Annotated in this window: 18 protein-coding genes and 1 pseudogene; 10 read left to right on the plus strand and 9 right to left on the minus strand. The window is 69.7% G+C overall.

Annotated features, from left to right (window positions below; all coding sequences use genetic code 11):
• Positions 1-174: 174 nt before the first annotated feature.
• Positions 175-1,104 carry an NADP-dependent oxidoreductase gene (locus KME78_RS11975; protein WP_219528903.1) on the minus strand — a complete coding sequence of 310 codons (930 nt, stop codon included), beginning with the start codon at positions 1,102-1,104 and terminating at the stop codon, positions 175-177.
• A 96-nt stretch (positions 1,105-1,200) separates the two neighbouring features.
• Here KME78_RS11975 and KME78_RS11980 point away from each other — a divergent pair, with 96 nt between their 5' ends.
• Positions 1,201-1,839: a TetR/AcrR family transcriptional regulator gene (locus KME78_RS11980; protein WP_308126906.1), complete on the plus strand. Its 639-nt coding sequence runs from the start codon at positions 1,201-1,203 to the stop codon at positions 1,837-1,839.
• 22 nt (positions 1,840-1,861) lie between these two features.
• Here the strand turns inward: KME78_RS11980 and KME78_RS11985 are convergent, their stop codons facing one another.
• The 7 genes from KME78_RS11985 to KME78_RS12015 all read right to left on the minus strand — a co-directional run bounded on the left by KME78_RS11985 (position 1,862) and on the right by KME78_RS12015 (position 12,632).
• On the minus strand, positions 1,862-2,686 hold the full coding sequence (locus KME78_RS11985; protein WP_219528905.1) for a carbohydrate ABC transporter permease: 825 nt from the start codon (positions 2,684-2,686) through the stop codon (positions 1,862-1,864).
• A 1-nt stretch (position 2,687) separates the two neighbouring features.
• Positions 2,688-3,644, minus strand: coding sequence for a carbohydrate ABC transporter permease (locus tag KME78_RS11990; RefSeq protein WP_219528906.1), 957 nt, complete (start codon positions 3,642-3,644; stop codon positions 2,688-2,690).
• A gap of 75 nt (positions 3,645-3,719) precedes the next feature.
• Positions 3,720-5,012: an extracellular solute-binding protein gene (locus KME78_RS11995; protein ID WP_219528907.1), complete on the minus strand. Its 1,293-nt coding sequence runs from the start codon at positions 5,010-5,012 to the stop codon at positions 3,720-3,722.
• 123 nt (positions 5,013-5,135) lie between these two features.
• A complete protein-coding gene (locus KME78_RS12000; protein WP_219528908.1) occupies positions 5,136-6,887 on the minus strand; it encodes a hypothetical protein in 1,752 nt (583 codons plus the stop codon).
• Between the two features lie 15 nt (positions 6,888-6,902).
• Complete coding sequence (locus KME78_RS12005; protein WP_219528909.1) at positions 6,903-7,667, minus strand: GntR family transcriptional regulator; 765 nt, start codon at positions 7,665-7,667, stop codon at positions 6,903-6,905.
• Positions 7,668-7,799: 132 nt separating this feature from the next.
• Positions 7,800-12,080, minus strand: a complete 4,281-nt coding sequence (locus tag KME78_RS12010; RefSeq protein ID WP_219528910.1) for a glycoside hydrolase family 38 N-terminal domain-containing protein — start codon at positions 12,078-12,080, stop codon at positions 7,800-7,802.
• Between the two features lie 108 nt (positions 12,081-12,188).
• Entirely contained in the window at positions 12,189-12,632 is a 444-nt protein-coding gene (locus KME78_RS12015) for a nuclear transport factor 2 family protein (protein WP_219528911.1), read from the minus strand.
• A 114-nt stretch (positions 12,633-12,746) separates the two neighbouring features.
• Between KME78_RS12015 and KME78_RS12020 the strand changes: the two genes are divergently transcribed.
• From KME78_RS12020 to KME78_RS12060, 9 genes are all read left to right on the plus strand, one after another.
• Entirely contained in the window at positions 12,747-13,706 is a 960-nt protein-coding gene (locus KME78_RS12020) for a sugar kinase (RefSeq protein ID WP_246650927.1), read from the plus strand.
• Positions 13,678-14,439, plus strand: coding sequence for an IclR family transcriptional regulator (locus KME78_RS12025; protein ID WP_219528913.1), 762 nt, complete (start codon positions 13,678-13,680; stop codon positions 14,437-14,439). The genes KME78_RS12020 and KME78_RS12025 overlap by 29 nt, the downstream gene beginning before the upstream one ends.
• Positions 14,426-15,031 carry a bifunctional 4-hydroxy-2-oxoglutarate aldolase/2-dehydro-3-deoxy-phosphogluconate aldolase gene (locus tag KME78_RS12030; protein ID WP_219528914.1) on the plus strand — a complete coding sequence of 202 codons (606 nt, stop codon included), beginning with the start codon at positions 14,426-14,428 and terminating at the stop codon, positions 15,029-15,031. The genes KME78_RS12025 and KME78_RS12030 overlap by 14 nt, the downstream gene beginning before the upstream one ends.
• Before the next feature lie 474 nt (positions 15,032-15,505).
• Complete coding sequence (locus tag KME78_RS12035; protein WP_219528915.1) at positions 15,506-15,754, plus strand: hypothetical protein; 249 nt, start codon at positions 15,506-15,508, stop codon at positions 15,752-15,754.
• 249 nt (positions 15,755-16,003) lie between these two features.
• Positions 16,004-16,144, plus strand: coding sequence for a hypothetical protein (locus KME78_RS12040; RefSeq protein ID WP_219528916.1), 141 nt, complete (start codon positions 16,004-16,006; stop codon positions 16,142-16,144).
• A 197-nt stretch (positions 16,145-16,341) separates the two neighbouring features.
• Positions 16,342-16,806 carry a hypothetical protein gene (locus KME78_RS12045; RefSeq protein WP_219528917.1) on the plus strand — a complete coding sequence of 155 codons (465 nt, stop codon included), beginning with the start codon at positions 16,342-16,344 and terminating at the stop codon, positions 16,804-16,806.
• A 602-nt stretch (positions 16,807-17,408) separates the two neighbouring features.
• Entirely contained in the window at positions 17,409-17,873 is a 465-nt protein-coding gene (locus KME78_RS12050) for a MarR family winged helix-turn-helix transcriptional regulator (RefSeq protein WP_219528918.1), read from the plus strand.
• Between the two features lie 70 nt (positions 17,874-17,943).
• Positions 17,944-18,846, plus strand: coding sequence for an LLM class flavin-dependent oxidoreductase (locus KME78_RS12055; RefSeq protein WP_219528919.1), 903 nt, complete (start codon positions 17,944-17,946; stop codon positions 18,844-18,846).
• Between the two features lie 109 nt (positions 18,847-18,955).
• Complete coding sequence (locus tag KME78_RS12060) at positions 18,956-20,164, plus strand: FAD-dependent oxidoreductase (protein WP_219528920.1); 1,209 nt, start codon at positions 18,956-18,958, stop codon at positions 20,162-20,164.
• Here the strand turns inward: KME78_RS12060 and KME78_RS68415 are convergent.
• Positions 20,162-20,290, minus strand: a pseudogene (locus KME78_RS68415) (NADP-dependent oxidoreductase); the annotation flags it as partial. The gene KME78_RS12060 and the pseudogene KME78_RS68415 sit on opposite strands and share 3 nt — an antisense overlap.
• Between the last annotated feature and the right edge of the window lie 48 nt (positions 20,291-20,338).

Consider the following 20,338-nt stretch of genomic DNA (forward strand, 5'->3'; position numbering starts at 1 on the left):
GGAAGGACATCAGCCCCGGATAGGGGCAGCCGGCGGCGGGGTCGGCGAACCGCCGCCGCCGCTCGGCTCCGATCCCGGCCTCGCGAAAATCCGCTCCGTTCGCCACACGGGAAATCTACCGTCACCCAACGTCATCGGAGATGGACTCTTCGTACATGGGTCGTGCGGACGGTCTCAGCCCAGGGTGATGGCGAGCTTGCCGATGGCGCCCGCGCCGAAGTCGTCGAACGCCTGGGCCGCCTCCGCCAGCGGGTAGGAGCGGGTGACGGGCACCCGGATGGCGCCGCCAGCGGCGTCGGCGGCCAGCCGGTCCAGGATGGCGACGGTGGGGTCGGCCATGATCGCGGTCGCGGCGAGCCGGTCGCCTTCGGGCGCGAACCCCAGGGTGGAGGCGAACCGCCCGCCGTCGGCCACCAGATCGGCCACCAGGGTGCCGTCACCGGCGAGGTGCAGGCCCGCGGTCACCCCACCGGGCGCGAGGGCGCGGACCTGGGCCGCCAGGTCGCCGCTGTGGTCCACCACGTCGACGCCGTCCCCGGCCAGGTCGCGGACGAAGTCGGCCTCGGCGCCCGGTCGCGCGGTGGCGATCACCTTGGCGCCGCGGGCCTGGGCGTACTGGAGCACGAGCGCGCCGACCCCGCCGGTCGCGCCCACGATCAGCAGGCTCTCCCCCTCGCGGGGGTCGAGGGCCTCGACGGCGGCCAGCGCGGCCGCGCCGGCCAAGCCCAGCGCGCCCGCCTCGGAGACGCCGAGCTTGTCGGGGACGCGCGTGACGCCGTAGCCGGCCGTGACGGTGACGTACTCGCCGAGCGAGCCGGTGCCCAGGAACGGCTTCATCACCACCCCGAAAACCACGTCACCGGCCATGAAACCGGTCACGTCCGAGCCGACGGCCTCGACCGTTCCGGCGAAGTCCTTGCCGAGCACCAGCGGGAAGCGGTGCTCCATCATCCCCTGCAGCATCCCGGCGGCGGTGGCCGCGTCGAAGCCGTTGACGGAGGTGGCGGCGACGCGTACCAGCAGCTCACCGGCCTCGGGGGCCGGGGCGGGCACCTCGGTCAGTGCGGGGCTGCCGGGAACGGCGGTAACGACCAGAGCGCGCATGGCGGTCCTTCCTGGAAGTAAATGAAGGGTCTCCTCCATTTAGGAATCAGCGTAACAGCACAACTGGAGGACTTCCTCCACTTGTATGCTGGGGAGGTGACTACCCCGCCATCGCTGCGCGCGGACGCGGCCCGCAACCGTGAGCGCATCATCGCCGCCGCCCGCCGCGTCTTCGCCGAGCAGGGGCTGGACGCGCCCATCGAGGAGGTCGCCCGCCAGGCCGGGGTCGGCATCGCCACCCTCTACCGGCGCTTTCCCACCCGGGACGAGCTGATCGCGGCCGCGTTCGACAACAAGATGGCCGCCTACGCCGACGCGGTCAGCGTCGCCCTGGCCGATCCGGATCCCTGGCACGGCTTCTGCCGCTACCTGGAGACGGTGTGCGCCATGCAGGCCACCGATCGCGGCTTCGCCGACCTGCTGACGTTGAGCCTGCCGACGGCCAAGGAGTTCGAGGCCGAACGCGCCCGCGCCTATCACGGCTTCGTCGAGCTGATCGACCGGGCCAAGGCGACCGGCCGGCTGCGTGCCGACTTCGTGCCCGAGGACCTCGTGATGTTGCTGATGGCCTGCGCGGGCGTCATCACCGCCACGGCCGACGCGGCGCCCGGCACCTACCGGCGGCTGCTGGCGTACCTGCTCCAGGCCTTCGCCGGGCCGGGTGCGGAGCCGCTCCCCGACCCGCCGACGCCTACCGCGATGTATCGGGCGCTGCTCCGGCTGCAGGGCCGATGACGGGACGCGCCCTCTAGCTCTTCTAGTCCTTCAGGCCCGCGTTGAGGTCGGCGTTCATCACGTACTTCTGGAAGATCAGGTAGATCACGACGAGGGGGATCATGGACAGGACCGACGCCCCGAGCAGGACCGACCAGTTGACGTTCTCCGCGCCCACGATGCTCGCGACGCCGATCTGCAGAGTGAACTCCTTCGGGTCGTTGAGGATCACGAGGGGCCAGATGTAGTCGTTCCACCGCCACTGGAACGACATGATGGCCAGGGTCATGATGATCGGCCGGGACAGCGGGAGCATGATCCGGACGAAGGTCGACAGTTCCCCGCTGCCGTCGATGCGGGCCGCGTCCAGCAGGTCGCGCGGCACGCTCAGGAAGAACTGGCGGAACATGAAGGTGCCCGTCGCCGTGATCACCGAGGGAGCCACCACGCCGCCGAGACTGTTGTACAGACCCAGGTCACGGACGATGAGGAACAGGGGGGAGAGGATGACCTCGCCCGGCAGCATCGTGGTGGCCAGGATGCAGAGGGTGAACGCGCGCAGCCACCAGTTGGTGTACTTCGCCAGGGCGTACCCGCAGGTCGCGCTCGTCACGATGGTGATGAGGGTCGCGGACAGGGCCACGATGAGGGTGTTGCCGAAGTAGCGGCTGAAGTCGAAGCTCGTCCAGGCCTCGGTGAAGCCGGAGATGGTCGGCTGCTTCGGGAAGATGGTCAGCGGATAGGAGAACAGCTCTCCCGCCGGTTTGAAGGAGCTGAGCAGGAACCACAGGACGGGAACACCATACAAGGCGCCCAGGAACCACAGGGCTGCCGTCGCCCAGACCTTCTTCGGCAGCAGGTTGTCCATCTCAGGATTCCTTCCGGCGGTTGATGACCAACTGCGCGACAGCGATGATCATCAGGATCAGCATGAGCACGAAGGACGCCGCGCTCGCGTAACCGATCTGGGCACGGCGGAAACCCGTCGTGAAGATGTACTGGATGAGCAGGTTGTTCTCGGTGCCTGGACCGCCGGCGTTGACCGCCTGGATGAGCGCGTACTCCTTCATCGATCCCAGGGTGCTGAGCAGGATCACGATGAAGGACGTGGGTGCGATCGAGGGCAGCGTGATGCGGCGGAACTTGGCCCACGAGCCCGCGCCGTCCAGGGAGGCGGCTTCGTAGTACGCGGTCGGCACGTTCTTGATGGCCGCGACGAACATCAGCATGTTGAGCGCGGTGCCACCCCAGGCCGCGGCGATGACCACGATGGCCAGGGAGAGGTTCGCGTTGGACTGCCACGGCACCGCCTCTCCGCCGAACACGGTGATGATGTAGTTGACGAGCCCGAAGTTCTCACCGAAGATCCAGCGCCAGATGACACCGGCGATGATCGGGGAGATGAGCCAGGGCACGAAGAAGATCACCCGCGCGACCGTCTTGCCACGGCTGTACGGGCTGGTGAGCAGCACGGCCGTGCTCAGCGCGGCGACGAACGTCAGGGGGACGACGGCCGCCGTGAAGATCAGCGTACGGACCAGCGCGGCGTAGAACGCCTCGTCGTTCAGCAGCCGCTGGTAGTTGTCCAGACCCACGAACGGCGCCGAGCCGACGCCCGTGTAGCTGGTGAAGGAGTAGCCCAGGCCGATGGCGGCGGGCCAGGCGAAGAAGAGCAGGAACAGCGCGAGGTTGGACGCGATGAGCAGCAGGGGTGCCAAGGTGTAGCGGTCATGCCGCCGGGTCCGCCGGCGCAACCACCGGCGCGACGCGGTCCCGGCCCGCGTCTCCACGGCGTGCCCCGCCGATCGCGGGATGTTCTCCGCCATTGCCCTCTCCTCTTTCTTCCGCGTTCTCCACCACCCGGGCCGCCGGCACCGGGAAGGTGCCAGCGGGCTCTACGATCAGCCGACCTGCTGGTTGAGTCCCGACACGATGTTGTCGACCGTCTTCTTGACGTCCTGCTGACCATTGATCAGCTTGGCCACCTCGTCCTTGGTCGGGTCTTCCTGGATGGACTTGCCGGCGAGCAGGAGCTTCGTCCCGCTCTGCTGCCCCGAGGAGGAGATCGGGTCCGCCAGCTCGATCTCCTTGATGTAAAGCTGGAACGCGTCCAGGGCCGCCTTCTTCGTGAACGGGTAGTTCAGCGTGAGACCGGACTCCACCGGCAGGTAGCCGTTGACCTGCGCGAGCTTCGTGTAGTTCGCGGGCTGGAAGATGTAGTCCACCCACTTCTTGGCGGGCTCGGCCTTGTCACCGTTGTTGAAGGCGACCACCTTGCCGCCGAGGTTGATGTCGGTGGCGTGAACGGGTCCCGGCGTCGGCGCGCTGGCCCAGTCGAAGCTCGTGATGCTGTCCGCGAAGTCGGCCACCTGCCAGACGCCGGAGAAGTACGCGACGACCTGGCCGCTCTTGAACAGGGCGTTCGGGTCGGCGCCCGAGGTCCAGACCGACTTCGGCATGACGGTGTCGTCGTTCAGCGAGACGAACTTCGACAGCGCCTGCACGGTGGCGTCGTCGGGGGTGGCGTACTTGTTGTCCGCGCCGAGCTGGAAGCCCTTGCCTCCGTTGTTGTAGATGAAGGCCCTGATGCGCGCGGGGGATTGGTCATAGACCAGGTCGTACTTGGCGCCCGTGGCAGTGCGGACCTTCTTGGCGGCGGCCAGGAACTCGTCCCAGGTCCACGTCTGGTTCGGGTCGGCGGGGATCTTGACCTTGGCCTTGTCGAAGAGGGTCTTGTTGACGAACAGCCCGGCCGCCGTCAGGTCGGAGGGGATGCAGAGGGTCTTGCCGTCCTTGACGGTGAGCAGGTCTTTGTTGATCTTGTTTGCGGGGGCGTTGGCCGTGGCGCCGATGTCCTGGAGCTGGTTGATCCAGATGGTGTCGAGCGAGGGCACGCTGGCCGCGTCGGGCAGGGAGTTGGCCTGCGCGGCCTGGCGCAGCTTGTCCTGGTAGCCGTCGGTGGGGATGTTGACGATCTCGACCTTGACGCCCTCCTTGGCCTCGAACTCCTTGGCCAGGTCGTAGTAGCCCTGCGCCTGGGCCTTGCTCGCCGAGAGCCAGAAGCTGATGCTCTTGGCGCCGGAGCCCCCGTCAGAGCTCGAACCGCACGCGGTGAGGGCGAGCGCCGCGGCAACGGTCACTGGCAGCAAGCGCCAGCGAGTGAGTCGTCTCCGGGCTGTCACGGAAGTCGTCATGGCGTCTCCTCGGGGGTCATCGGCCTGTGGCGTCGGACGCTAACCGGAAAGCGCTTACTAGGTCAATAGTCAGGACATATGTACGTCAAGATGAAATGCGCGATGGGCCGTTGAACTGTGGTTTCATCCCACGTGATGGTCGGCCGCGAGACGCAAACGGACCCTACCCGGCACCCGTCCGGCGACGTACAGCCGCTCTCCCGACACGGCGTCGGTGCCCCCGAGGAACCGGTACTCCTCGCCGGGCTCGTAGGCGGGGACCGCATGGGAAGCGGCCATCGACGACTCGATCATGGTGACCGTGATCGAGTCGTCGGCCATGCGATAGACCGCGGGCTCTCCCCCGTCGAGCTGCCAGGAGTGCTCGTCCAGTGCCAGGGCGCCCATCATCCGCCCGCCGGGCCGGAAAGCCAGCTCCAGCGCCCAGTCCACGGCCGCGCCCTCCTGGTCGACGGTCAGCTCGGCCCCGGCGTCCGTGATGGCCACGTGGACGGTGGTGGTCAGCGAGACCTCGTCCCGGGCGCGCCGGCCGAAGTCCATCGCCGCGCTGAACCGGCCATCGTCCACCAGCGCGTAATGGCCGCGCGCGTCGCGGAGCTGATCAGCCATCGGCTGGTAGTAGGAGGCCGACACGGACTCCGTGAGCGTCGCGGTCGTGCTCCCCCGATCGCGCTCTACCAGCGATCGGGCGGCGCGGAACGGTCCAAGGCCGAAGAAGACCCGCGAGAGACGCACGTCCCCCAGGACGGCCGCCCCGGCGAACAGGCGGAGAAACGTCGGGGAGTTCGCCAGCCCGGAACGGACGCGTCGGTGACGGGGATAGTCGGAACCGCCGAAGACCACGGTCGTCGTCGCGGGCCGGTGGTCGACGAGCAGTCCCGCGGCGCCGAAGACGCGGTGCCGCGGCCTCCGGGGCGGGACGGGTTCCGGCAGCTCACGCCCGATGCCGGGGTCGAGGATCAGCTCCGTGGCCGCGCGCGCCGGTGAGACGATCCCCTGGGACAACGCGAGCCCGGCCGCCCAGGCGAGGTCGCCCCGGCCGCGCAGCAGCGCGATCTGGCGCAGCGGGAGCAGGTAGGGCGCCAGGGGCAGCGGCTGCCGCTGGTCCTGGCGGCGCGAGAGCACCGTCTCGACGGTCCCGTCCGGCAGCAGCAGATCGAGCGTGGCGTCCAGGTTCCGTTCGACGGCGTCGACCAGGTCGGGACGGTCGAACACCTCGGCGATGGCGAGCAGCGACGGGTTCGACACGAACGCGGCGTAGTTGGCGCTGCGTTCGGAGTAGAGCCCGTCGTCGTCGATGTCGACTCCCTCGCCCAGCCACTGGCCGACCCGTTCCGCCGGCGCCCGGTCGGGCGCGAGCCGGTGCAGCCTGGCCAGGGCGGCCGAGATCTCCCAGCGGTGGTTGGGGGTGTGCACGCCGCCCCGGGTCAAGGCCGGGGTGACCGCCGTCAGCAGGTCGTCGAGCAGGTCCACCAGCCCGTGCTCGGCGGCGCCGGGGTCGAGCAAGTCCACCGGCCCGTGGCCGGCAGCACGATCGCCGCGTGGGGCGCCGGGAGGCTTGTGCCGCAGCAGCCACAGGGCGTCGGCGAGATCGTTGACGCTGAACGCGGAGTCCGGCGGGGAGTCGACGTTGTCACCACCGGCGAACAACCCGCTGGGGCCCTGTAGCTCGCGCAGCCGGGTGGCGAGCCGGGCCGCGTGATCGAGCAGCCGGCCGTCCCGCCCGTACGCGACGAGGGCCAGGATGCGTTCGGCCAACTGGCGGTGCTCCAGGTGACCCCAGCCGTCGCCCTCGTTGATTATCGCCTCGACCTGCCCGGTCAGGGCAGTCTGGACCGCCGCGGTGAACGCGGCGTCAACATGTTCGTCGTTCATCTATCTCTTCATCGATCAGCCCATGAGCAGGTTCATCCGGAAGCTGTAGCGGGCCGCGGCGTAGATGTGCGTGCCGTACTCCACGGGCGTGCCGCTGTCGTCATAGGCGACGCGCTCCATGGTCAGGACGGCGGCGCCCCGGCTCTCCCCGAGTAACCGGGCCTCCGCCGCCGTGGCATTGCGGGCGCCGACCGTCTGGGTCGCCGCGTGCAGCCGGATGCCGGCCGCCCGGATCAGCTCGTAGAGCCCTTGCCTCTCCAGCGCGTCGGTCCTGACCTCAAGCCGCATGGGGGACAGGTAGTTGCGCATCTTGGCGAGCGGCTGGTCGTGGGCCATCCGGAGCCGCGCTATCGCGATCACCGGCGCCCCTTCGGCCAGCCCGAGGGCTTCCGCGACCGTCGCGGAAGCCGGCTTGACGGTGTTGGACAGCACCGTCGTGGTCGGCTCCTGGCCGGTGCTCTTGAGGTCGTCGTACAGGCTGCTCAGCTCCAGCGGACGCCGGACCTGGGACTGGACGACCCGGGTGCCCACTCCCCGCCGCCGCACGATCAGGCCCTTGTCGACGAGGATCTCCATCGCCTTGCGCATGGTGGGTCGCGACACCATGAGCTGGTCGGCCAGCTCGATCTCGCTGTCGAGCTGGGTGCCCGGTGGCAGCATGCCGCCCGCGATGGCCGCCTCCAACTGCTGCGCCACCTGGAAGTAGAGCGGGACAGCGCTGGTCTTGTCGAGGTCGACAAGGGCGGCGAGGGACTCCAGGCGGGGAACTCGGGAGATCATGATTGTCATTATGACCGGACCAGTTGACAAATTGGTCATTGCGCCGCCTGTCTCCGTCGTACGCGGCGAGCCGACAGGTCACCCATCCAAACGCCTCGCAAAGACCTGCGTCAATACATTGTCCTGACTTTCTTACATATATTCTCCTGACAAAGCTCGCACCTCGACGGGGAGCGTCCGAGTATAGTGGACCCGGCCGAAGGCGTTGACCTTCACCGCCGCCCACCAGTGCGCCCCTGGCCGGGCGTCGCCCGGTGCCCGGACGGTGAAGTGCAGCGGGACGCGGCCTCCGGCGGGAACGGCGAAGCCCTGCGTCCAGGGGCCGGAGAGCACTTCCCCCGTCCCGGCGCCCCACGTGCCGAACGGGCTGAGCAGTTGCGCCTCTCCGCGAACCTCGGTGTGCGCATCATTGACCAGCTCGACGGTGAGCCTCGCCCGCCCGCCCGGCACGACCTCCAGCCCGGCCGTACCCAGCGTCACGGTGAGCGGTTCGCGGGGCTCAGGGTCGCCGACGGTCACGGTGACCACGTCCTCCAGGGTCTGGCCCAGGTCGTCGCGGATGCGGGCGGCGACGAAGTAGATCCCGGCTCCGGCATCGGCGGGTGGCCGCAGGACTGTCTCGAACTCGGCGTGTTCCCCCGCCTCCAGGTCGTACTTCAGGGCCCCGGCCATCGCCCAGCCATCGGGCACGTCCAGCTCCACCACGCCGGCGGTGGACCGGGCCGAGCAGGCGACGGTGACCCGCACGGTCTCCTCGTCGCCCGGACCCATCCTCAGCGCCACCGGATGCACGTGGACCGCGACCGGCAGGTACCCAGCCGGGGCGGGACCCTTGTTGTGCAGCCAGTACCGGGTGAAGACCGGCTGGGCGGGCTCGACGTGGGCGGCCGCGTGACCCGGCTCCAGGGCCGCCCGCGCGCCCAGCGTGACGATCTCGGCGGGCCGCAGCGGGATCACCGCGTCGCCGAGCCGCTCCCCCACCCCCGCAAGCGTCGCCACCGCAAGCGTCGCCTTCGCAGGCGATGCCCCCGCAGGCGTCGCCTCCGCAGGCGTCGTCGCCTCAAGCACCGTGGCGACTTCGACGTCGGTCAGGCCGCCATGCAGGCGGACGCGCGCCACCGCGGGCGACCCGGCCGACTCGTAGAGCCGCACGGTGACACCGGCGGCAAGGTCTATGTCGCCGGACAGCCCCGAGGCCATCGGGTTTCCGCGCGGCTTCAACGCGGTCAACACGACGCTGGACGGCTCGACCCCGCCGAGGCTCGTCCGGGCGGCCAGCGGCCCCGGCGACGCGTCCACCTGACGCGCGAGCACCGCGTGGTTGACCTCCTGCCCAGCCTGCACGAATCCGGCGGCGCGCCAGTCACCAGCCCCTGCCACCAGGCTGTAGTCGAACGTGTGCGTCCAGTGCTGAAGGGAGAAGCTGCTGCCGTCGGGGGCCGTCCTGGCCGGGCCGTCGATCCAGACGCCGCTCGGCCACGCCCCGCAGGAGCGCATCAGCGAGACGTAGCAGGTGCCGTCGGACTCGGCCACGAAACCGGGCGTGCCGCGGTTGACCACGGCGACCGAGTAGTCGTCGACCGGCTCCGCAGTGCCGGGCAGTCCGGCGGGGACGGGCACGTCGATCACCGAGTCGGCGAGGTCGTCAATGACATCGTCAATGGCGGACCCGGCCACGATGAGCACGGGCAGATCCCGTACGCCGCGCAGGTCGGCGCCCGGAACCCAGGCCTCGCGTCGGGTGCGGCCGGCGGGCACGAACACGCGCCCGTGCCGTGCCAGCGCCTCCCGGCAGCCCTCCGGTGCGGCGCCGAGGACCAGCCCGGCGAAGGCGTTCGCGTCGGCGTCGCCGAGCACGATACGCACGTCGGGCAGGTTGGAGTCGCCGTCGAGCGCGCCGTAGCGCGGGCCGTCCGGCCGGGTGAGCGTGGCGGTGACGCCGCAGGCGGCCAGCCGGTCGAGCAGGGCGCGTATGCGGTCCCCGTCTCCGGACGCCACCACCTCGGCGACCCCGATCGCGTGGTCCTCGCGGCGGCCGTCCGCGAGCGACAGGGCTATCCGCGCCGTGGCCGACAGGCCCGCCCAGGTGTGCGCGGGGTTGTCCAGCGTGTACAGGTGCTCTCCCGCGTCGGAGTTCGGGAAGCCGAACGATCGGCCGATCGCGGCGAAGCCGACCTCGCTGACCGGCAGCGCGCCGGGCAGGTCGAGGTCGAACCGTGCCCTCAGCAGGTGGTCGCGGCCGATCGAGCCGTCCACGTGGGTACGGAAGTCGATCCGGCCGATCCCGTCCCACAGGGTCGTCTCCTGGGTGACCCGCAGGTCGGCGAGGCGGGTGACGGCCACGATCCGGCCACCGACCGGAGACCTCCGCACCTGTACGGTCGTAGCCTGTTCCCGGGTGCCGACGCCGGGCCCCTTCGGCAGCAGGTGCCACGGGCCCTCGTGCCAGACCGGGTGCTCCGCATACTCGTCCTGCAGGTAGAGCTCGCCGCCGAGTCCGCCGGGCCGCAGCAGTTCCCGGCCGGTACGCCGATCGAGGACGCGGGTCATCGCGCCACCTCGGGCGGCGTCGGCCTCGATCAGGAACGTCTCGTTCTCGATCGCGGCGCCTCCGGGCTCCTCAGTCCACCCGGCGGGCAGATCGGGCGCGGGGGCCAGGTGGTAGACGCGGAAGCCCAGCGACGGCACGTCACGGGCGACGAACGTGAGGATCAGCTCCGCCACGGTGCCATCCGGGTGGCGCAGCACCCCCTCGGCCACCGCTGGGACGGGTTCGCCCCGGTCGTCACGCAGCTCCGCGCCGGTCCTTCCCGGTTCGGGGAACGAGACCCGCACGGTCGTGACGCCGTCGCGGTTCCAGGACAACGTGTTGACGGCGAGGATCGGCCGGCCCACCCCCTCGGTGTCGGCATGGGACGCGAGGCTCGTGATGGCGCTGTCCCGCGCCGCCGCGCCCAGTTCGTACGCCTCCCGCCAGCCCGCGAGAAGGTCCAGGTACACCTGGTCGGACTCGGTGCCGGTGATCGCGTCATGGTGGGCGCCGTACGCCAGCAGCCGCCACGCCTTGTCCAGCGCCTCGCTGGGGTAGCGCTCGCCCAGCAGCGCGGCCAGGGTGGCGAGCCGCTCGGCGTCGAGCACGGCGACCTCGGCGGCCCGCTGCGCCTGCTTGGTGTCGATGTAGGAGACGTCCTTGCCGGTGTAGACCGGGTTCATGTCCCGTGTCTGCGGGGTGATCCCGCGCCGCGGGGCGGCGGCGCGTACGGCGGCGAAGAACTCGCGGGGCAGGCCGACCCTGAACCGGGGCCAGACGTAGCGGGCGGCCCACGCGCGGTGCACCTCGGTGCACCATCGCGACGGCACGTTGTGGTCGTGCCCGACCGGCAGCAGCACATTGGGTGTCGCCGCGACCTTCTTCAGCTCGCTGAACTGGTTGTACGCCTCAGCCATCGCCTCTTCGAGCGTCGCCTTGCGCTCCACGTCCCAGCCGGCGACGTAGTGGTTGGACATGTAGCTGGTGAGCAGCCCGCGCCCGGACGGCGAGACCCACTCGAACTCGCTGGGGAACTGCATGCGGGTGATGTCGCCGGTGTGCCGCTTGGCGCCGACCATGTGGAACGGCCCGCGCGCCCACGAGGCGGAGTCCAGCCCCGCGTCGGCCATCAGTCCGGGGAAGGCCGGGTCATGGCCGAAGACGTCGAGCATCCAGGCGGTACGCGGGTCGCCGCCGAGCACGTCCCGCTGATAGCCGATGCCGTAGACCGCGTTGCGGATGCTCGACTCGGGGTGCGTCAAGTTGGTGTTGGGCTCGTTGTAGGTTCCGCCGACGAGTTCGACCCGCTCCTCGGCCAGGAAGCGCCGCAGTTGCTCCCGCTCCTCTGGAAAGACATCCCAGAACGGTTTGAGGTAGTCGATCTCGGCCAGGACGAACTTGTAGTCGTCGTCGTGCCTGGCCGCGTCCAGGTGCGCGCGTACCAGGTCGAAGGCGGTACGGGCGAAGGGCGGCCGCAGCTTGCCGACCCACGGCAGGTCGGGTAGCTGGTGCCACACCTCGGTGAACCCGGCCTGGGTGTTCCACCAGACCGGGTCGTAGTGGAAGTGCGAGACCATCCACATCGTCCAGCCGGTGCCCGCCGCCTCGACGCTCCCGTCGAGCGTACGGCGTTCGCCCGCGCCTTCCGCGACGGCGGTGACCCGGTGGACGGAGCCCTCCGGCGAGGGCGCGGCGATGAGCACCCCCACCTCGGCCTCTCCGTCACCGGTGACCGTCATGGGCTCGGGCGTGGTGACGGCGGGACCCTCCACCCACACCCGTACCGGCCCCGGCACATCGGTCAGCGTCACCCGGACGACCTGGCGTGGCGCGGACACGGAGCCCACGAACAGATCAGTGCCCTGCAACGACGCGATTCGCATCTTCACTCCAGACGTCTGACCCGGGTGGTGTCACTCGGCGTCTGAGTCGTGGATCCCGGGCAAGGGAAAGCGCTTTCGCGGATCCTATAGAGCCCGAGTTCGACTCTGCTAGCCGGTATGCCCAGATTCGTCCGGTTGGCTGATCGCATGACGTCCGCCAAGGGGTGTCCGGCGCGCGATGATCTTGCGGTGGCTCATTCGCCACCCCTGGTCGCCGTACGAGATGACGTCGTCGTAGGTCACGCTTCCACAGGTGCCGCCCGCCATGATGCTGATCCCCTTGGATCGGGCGCGGACCTGGCCGTCGGCGATCTCGGTGAGCACGACGTTCGTGACGTGATGGCCGACGGGGTTCGCCGCGCCCAGTGTGAGCGCGGCCGCCCTGATCGCCGCCACCCCTTCCAGCGATCCGACGCCGAAGTCCGAGGCGTCGTAAACGACGTCGGCGGTGAACAGCTCGTCCAGCCGGTCCAGCTCGCCGTCGTCGAACAGGTGCCCGTGCAGGGAGATCAGCTCTGTGATGGCCGCGCGATCGTCGGCGCCTAGTGTCATGCGGGCCAGACTAAATGGGGAACTCCCCACTTAGCAATCAGTCCGGCTGCTTGATATATTGCAAATAAAGCAGAGCTATTGCAACATATGCAACGCGCGGAGGATGTGCAGCCGATGAGACCAGTGGACGTGCTCGCGATCGGGGAGACCATGGTGATGGTCACTCCGGTCGACGGGCGGCTCGACGCGGACAGCACGTACATCCTGCGGCCGGGCGGCGCGGAGTCGAACGTGGCGGCGCTGCTCGCCCAGCTCGGCCACAGCACGGCGTGGGCGAGCGCGGTCGGCCGCGATCCGCTGGGCGACATCATCGTCGACACGCTGCGCGCGCACGGGGTGAACGTCGATCTCGTACGCCGCGACGCCGACCGGCCCACGGCCGTGTACTTCAAGGACCCGACCTCGTCGGGCACCTCGGTCTACTACTACCGGCGGGGTTCGGCGGCCTCGGCCATGACCGCCGCCGAGGTCGCCGGGTGGGCGGCGCTGCCGTCCCGGGTGACGCACATCTCCGGCATCACCGCGGCGCTCTCCGAGCCGAGCCTGGACCTGACCCGGCACATCGTGTTCGAGCGCCCGTTGCGGCCCTCCGTGGTCAGCTTCGACGTCAACCACCGTCCCGGCCTGTGGTCGGGCGACGCGCCCGACGTGCTCCTGGAGCTCGCGCGGCGCGCCGACGTGGTCTTCGTCGGGCGGGACGAGGCGGCGGGGCTGTGGGGGACGTCGGACGCGGAGAGCGTGCGCGAGCTGCTCGACGGTCCGCCGTACCTGATCGTGAAGGACGCGGCGATCGAGGCGGTCAGTTTCACCCCCACGGGTGTCCACCGCGAGCCGTCGACGCCGGTCGAGGTCCTGGACGCGGTCGGCGCGGGCGACGCCTTCGCGGCCGGCTGGCTGAGCGGGTTCCTGGACGGCCGCGACGAGGCGACCCGGCTGCGGCTGGGGCACTACGCGGCTTCCCGTGTTCTGATGTCGCCGGCCGACCTGGCCGATCTTCCCCCCGCTGACGAGATCGTCACGCTGCTCACCGAAGGAGCGCGGACCCATGTCGCAGACCGTCGCCCGTGCCATTGACATCATCGGTTTCGTCTCCGTACGACACCGCACGCTCGGTCAGATCGCCGAGCACCTGGGCGTACACAAGTCGACCGCGCTGCGCCTGCTGCAGACGCTGGAAGAGGGCGGGTTCGTCCGGCGGGTGCCCGGCGGCGCGTACGGCATGGGCTTCCAGCTCATCGCGCTCGGCCAGCTGGCTCTCGACCAGGTCGAGGCCCGCTCCCTCGCGCACCCGATCCTGCACGAGCTGAGCGAGAAGTACGGCCACACGGTCCACCTCGGCGAGCTGGCCGGAGACCAGGTCGTCTACGTCGACAAGATCGACGGGCGGGGCACCGTGGCCATGGGCTCGCGCATCGGGCTGCCCGCCCAGACGCACACCGCGGCCGTCGCGAAGGTCATCTTCGCCTACCAGGACGAGAAGATTCGGGAGCGAATTTTGGCACACGCCTCCTTCAGCCGCTTCACGCCCACGACCATCACCGACGCCGACGCGCTCGAGGCGGACCTCGCGCTCACCCGGGAACGGGGATGGGCCGAGGACGACGGCGAGCACGAGGACTACATCAACTGCCTGGCGCTGCCGGTGTTCGACGCCCGCGGCCTGGTCACCCACGGCATCTCCATCACCGCTCTGCGAGCGGTCGCGCCGCTGCCGGAGCTGCGCGCGCACATCGACGATTTCCGCGAAGCGGCCCACCAGGTCTCGAAGGCCCTGGGCTGGGGAGGAGACGCACATGGACGCCGCTGAATTCTTCGGCCGGCACCTCGACCGTAATCCGATTCTCGGCATCTTCCGCCACCTCGATCCCGAGGCGACCGTGGAGATGTGCGAGCGCGCCTGGGCGTTCGGAGTGGAGCTCATCGAGGTGCCCGTACAGACGCCCGACGCCCTGCCGTCCCTGCGCGCGGCGCTCGACGCGGCGCGGCGGCACGGCAAGAGCGTCGGCGCGGGGACGGTGACCACCGCCGAACAGCTGGCGGAGGTCAGCCGTCTGGGCGCGGCGTTCACGGTCGCGCCCGGCCTGCACCCCGAGGTCGTCGCCGAGTCGCGGCGGCTCGGGCTCCCCCACCTGCCCGGCGTGGCCACCTCCACGGAGATCGCGACGGCTCTGGCGCAGGGCTTCACCTGGCTCAAGGCGTTTCCCGCCGAGCAGCTCGGCCCCGGCTGGATCACCGCGCAGCTCGCGCCGTTCCCCGCCGTCCGTTTCGTCGCGACGGGCGGGATCAACGCCGACAACGCGGCCGCCTTCCTCGCCGCCGGGTGCCGGGGGGTCGCGGTCGGATCCGCGTTGACCGATCCGGACGCGCTGGCACGGCTGCGGGACGCGGTTCCTCGGTAACAGTTCATCCGCGATCGATGATCGACCCCGGCCCGTTGGCCGCGTGCCGGGCGATCCCCTCCCACCGTCGCATCAGCCCCGCGTACCAGTCCTGCCTGCCCCTCGCCGCGACCTCCCCCTCGGACCCGCCACTTCCCGAATGCCCCTCAGCCCCTCCGAGCACGGGCCCGGCATCTCCGACCCGCCGAATGGACCGGCACCGCGTCGCCACCAGGCCCCGTGGCCCGGCCCGGCGCCCAACTGGCCCAGTGGGCGTCCGCTCCGCCCACCATCCCCGAGGTGAACGCCTTGGCCATCACCGCCACTTCGGCAATGGCCTGCTCGAAGGCCCTGTGGCAGAAGGAGGCGTCTGCTGGGATGTCCACTCCGCGTGCACAAACCGACCACAGCCGTAGCCATGTGCCAACCGTCACACTGAGCGCGACTTGCGGGTGGCGGCCGTGAGCCAGTGGTTGCCGCACGGGCACTTTGGAGGTGTACTACAGCTCCAGCACCGGAAAGAACTGCGCCCTGACGTATGGCTACGGCGCTTACGCCAACACCACGAGCTGGAAGAGCGTCAAGATCTCAAGAGGTGACGGCAGCGGGGAACAGAAAAATGGAGGGCAGTACACGTACTACGCCGGGCCGGTGTATGTCTCGGCGCCTGACCAGTGTATTGACGTTGCCGGAGCGGTGCCGGACGGGAAGACCCTCAAGCTCAACAACGTGCACTGCGACTGACCCTCTTCTGGCCAGACCGGGTGCCCTCCGCGTTCGCTTTGGAGGGCACCTCCGCAGGCAAGGTCGCCGAGCACACTGCAGGTATGTTGGCGGTGCCGCCAACAGTTGCGCTCGCGCGATCTTCCGTGTCACACGCCCTGCGGGCGGCACCCCAAGGCCCTCGGACCCCTTTCTGATCTGGACCGGAGCAGGGGCGCGGGACTGGGCGCGTCTCTGACGGTGCGTGTGCCGCCCCATTCTCTTTCTCGCGTGCTCGGCCGCGCCGGGCGGGAGACCGTGTACGACTACGACGACCTGGCCGTCATCGAGTGGTGTATCTGGGCCGGTCACTCCGTACCGACCACGCCGGAGGACCGCGACGAGCTACGTGCCGCCCGCCGTGCGGCGTGATGCCAGGCGATCACGCGAGGATCGACGCCGAACGCCACCAGCTCGCCCGGCCGCTACCGGGCGGGCGAGTCCATCCGCGTGTTCGCCGAGTCTCCCGCTCCGGCGCCCCTCAACAGATCCTCAACGTCAACTCCACATGCACCGGCCTACCTTCCTGAAGAGCGCTCGACAGCGCTTGACCACAAGGGAAAGGCAGCATGATGAGAAAGCTCATTTACACCATCGCCACCGGTGCGATCGCCGCAGGTCTTCTCGGCCCGGCGGCCCAAGCGTCCACCCCCGAACCCGCGCTCGCGCCGGCGGGAACCTCAGTCGGTGTGAACGCCAAGGCGTCGTCCGCCGCAGACCGATGGTTCACCCTCTGGTCCGGGCATACCAAGGGCAAGACGCTGATAGGCCCAGGTCGGAATAACAAGGCTCGCGTCCTGCAGGCCGTCGTCCAGTGCTGGAGCGGCGGCGACGGCACGCGGGCGACGGTGCGGTTCGACCGCAGGCGCTTAGGCGTCTACTACAGGGCGAGTAAGGCCCGTACCTTCCCGTGCGATGGCACGAAGAAGTATTACCGCGTCTCCTCTGCGAGGATCGGCACCGTCTACCGCGTACACCTCTGGCTCAGCCCCAAGTCTCACACCGTGATGGCCTGGATGCAGAACTACGGCTGACAGTCGGGCAAAGTGACGCGGGCCGCATTCCGCGGGCGGCCGCTGGTGGTTGCGACGTGCCACCTCCGAACATAGCGGAGCCCGCCGACACAGTGCCTGAACCTGCTGGGCGATCCGGTCGGCCAGATCGCCCAGCTCGATGCCGGCCTCGGCCGCCGCTTGTGTGATGATCTCCTCCGTGACGGCGCTCATAGTCGTCCTGCCTGCCAGTGAGGGCACTGCTCCAGGAGGCTGCCGTAGTACGGACTTCGGTCCCGAACAGGATCGGCACCCCGTGGCCGTCGTTGGCGTACTCGGCGAACACGATGCGCGGCCACCGGCCACCCACCTTCGGCGGCTCGGACGACAGCATGTGGAGCATGGCTGCGAACCGGAATCGACGGGCAGCGCCGCACCTACGTCGCCGGCAGAGCGACAACTCCGTCTTGGACGGCATCCGCACCGTGTCCGACCTGATGGCTGCCGACCACGGGCGGACCTTCTGGATGAGGCGGTCGGATCCGCGTTGAACGATCCGGACGCCGCGCTGGCACGGTCGGGGGACGCGGTTTCCCGATACCATGAGATGATAGTTCGTCCCACGAATTTGTTATTCTGGCCCGGTGAGTGAACAAGTTGACGGCCAGATCGGGACGGTGGCGGCACTGGTCCGGTCCACATTCCTGGTGAATGCCGTGTACGCAGAGTCCGCCCGCGAATACGGCCTCACCCAGCAGCAGGGTCAGTTGCTGTGCGTCCTGATGGCGCAGCCGTACGGCATGAGCGAGCTCGGCGCGGTGCTCGGCCTGGCCAAGTCGAGCCTGACCGGCCTGGTTGATCGTACCGAGCGCAACGGCCTGGTCCAGCGCAAGCCCGATCCCCAGGACTCCCGCGCGGTAAGGGTGGCGCTCACCAGACAGGGCGCCAAACTCGCCGACGAGTTCTACGCCGAGACCTGCCGCCGCGTCGAGCAACTGACCGCGGGGTTCGCCCCAGCGGAGCTCGACACGCTCGCCGCCCTGCTCGGCCGCGTCGTGACGGACAACAAGGTGCCCACCGTCTTCGTGGAACCAGACTCCCTGCGCTGAGGTTGCAGTTCGCTCTACGAACTAATATTGTTCGTGATGCGAACTCAACTTCTTTTGCAGTGGAGCGCTAATGACCACACATGACGTCGTCTTCGGTTTTGGTGCGCATTCCAGCATCGACGACATATCCGAGCTGCTGCGCATGGCCGAGCAGGCCGACCAGGATGGGCTCGACATCTTCACCCTGTCCGACCATCCCTACATCGGCCAGCGCCTGGACGCTTACGCCGCGCTCGGCTTCATTCTCGGGCGTACGCAGCACATCGCCGGTTTCGCCAACGTCACCAACCTGCCGACCAGGCCCGCTCCCATGCTGGCCAGAACGGTCACCTCGTTGTCGGCACTGTCGGGCGGCCGGATCGTGCTCGGCATGGGCGCGGGCGGGCTCTGGGATCGCATCGCCGACATGGGGGTGCCGCGGCTGACGCCCGGCGACGCCGTGGACGCCTTCGAGGAGGCGATTGTCCTGGTCAAGCTGCTGTCGGGCGGCGGCCCTCCGGTCACCTACCAAGGCCGCCACTACCAGGTTAACCAGATCGAGCCCGCTCCCGTGGCCGCGCCGCCCGTGTGGACCGGGTCGGTCGGCCGGAAATCCCTGGCCGCCACCGGCCGGGTGGCCGACGGCTGGATCCCCGGCCACGCGGCCGACTGGCTCAGCGAGCGCTATCGGACCTCGCGGCCCGTCATCGACGAGGCGGCGGCGTCCGTCGGCCGCGATCCGAGCGAGATCCGCACGGTCTTCAACTTCCCCGGCCGCATCACCGACCAGCCGCTGCCCGCCACCCGCGACCACGACGGCCGCTGGGTCGGCGGCTCCGTCGACCAGTGGGTCGAGGAGCTGACCGGCGCCGTGCTGGAGCATGGCGCGTCGGGCTTCACCCTCTTCTCCACCGGCCACGGCGCCGCGGACCTCACTGTCCTGGCCCGCTGGGCTCAGGAGATCGCCCCGGCGGTACGTGAGGCGATCGCCTAAAAACCAGAGCGAGTACGAAATTGGAGTTGTTGCATATTCGAAGTCACTATGGTTTTCTGGTCGCGGGCTGGGCTCCCCCGGCATCCAGCGACAACCAGAGGAACTTGCCATGACCTCTCCCCGTGACCTCCGCATCGCGATCGTGGGCGCCGGCGTCGGCGGTCTCGCCTGCGCCCGCGGCCTGCAAGCGCACGGCATCCCGGCAGCCGTGTTCGAACGGGAGGTCTCCCGCGATGCCCGTTGGCAGGGCGGCATGCTGGACCTGCACGTGCCGACCGGTCAGGCCGCGCTGCGGGCGGTCGGCCTGTTCGAGCGGTTCGCCGCCCTGGCTCGGGCGCAGGGGCAGGAGTTGCGGGGGCTGGACCCGTTCACGGCCACGCTGGTCCACCACGAGCGGCCCACCGACAGCCGTGACGAGAGTTACGCCCCGGAGATCGATCGGGGTCAGTTGCGGGGCCTGCTGCTGGACTCCCTCAGCTCAGGCACCGTCCGCTGGGGGCACGGGGTGGACGGGGCCGACCCGCTGGACGGCGGCGCTCGCCTGCGCTTCGCCGATGGCACCACCGCGGACTTCGACCTCGTCATCGGCGCCGACGGCGCCTGGTCCCGGGTCCGCCCGGCCGTCTCGGACGCCATCCCCCGTTACACGGGCTCCACGATCGTCGAGGCGTTCCTCGACGACGTCGACGTCCGCCACCCCGACCTCGCCCGCTGGGTCGGCCCGGGCACGCTGGCGGCGCGAGCCGACGGGAAGATGATCTCGGCCCAGCGCAACAGCGGCGCCCACATCCGCCTCTACGCCGCCTTCGACGCCCCCGCCGACTGGCATGTCACCGCAGGCCTCGACCTCGGCGACACCGAGGCGGTGTGCGACTATCTGCGCGGCGTGTTCACCGGCTGGGACGCCAGGTTCCTCGACCTGTTCCGCGGCAACGACAGTGGGTTCGTCAACCGGCCCCTGCACGTGCTGCCCGCTGGACACACCTGGGACCACGTCCCCGGCATCACCCTGCTCGGCGACGCCGCCCACCTCATGCCGCCCTTCGGCATCGGCGCCAACCTTGCCCTGATCGACGGCAGCGACCTGGCCACGGCCATCGCCACCCATTCCGATCTCGACCGGGCCGTCGCCGCCTACGAAGAGGTCATGCTGCCCCGGTCGGCGGCCGCCGCCCAGGCCTGCGCGGAGCTGATGGACAACCTGTCGGCGAACTTCACCGGTGACGTCGACAGCGTGCGGCGCGACCTCAACGACCGCATGCGCCGAGCCCGGCCGGGGCCGGTCGGCAGGGTGAGCAGCGAGATGACGGCACCGTGAGAGGCGGACCCCGAGCGACGGGCCGGTGAAGTCGGCGAGGGTGAGCACCGACGCCGCCGTACCGGTGATCGCGGCCAGCTCGGGCAACGAGCCGGCGCCCGCGACGTCGAGCGCCAGGTCGATCCGCCGTCTCGACGCCGCTGAAGGCCTGAGCTACCCCACCGGACTCGTCGC

The organism is Nonomuraea guangzhouensis (assembly GCF_019396345.1).
Classification (GTDB): domain Bacteria; phylum Actinomycetota; class Actinomycetes; order Streptosporangiales; family Streptosporangiaceae; genus Nonomuraea; species Nonomuraea guangzhouensis.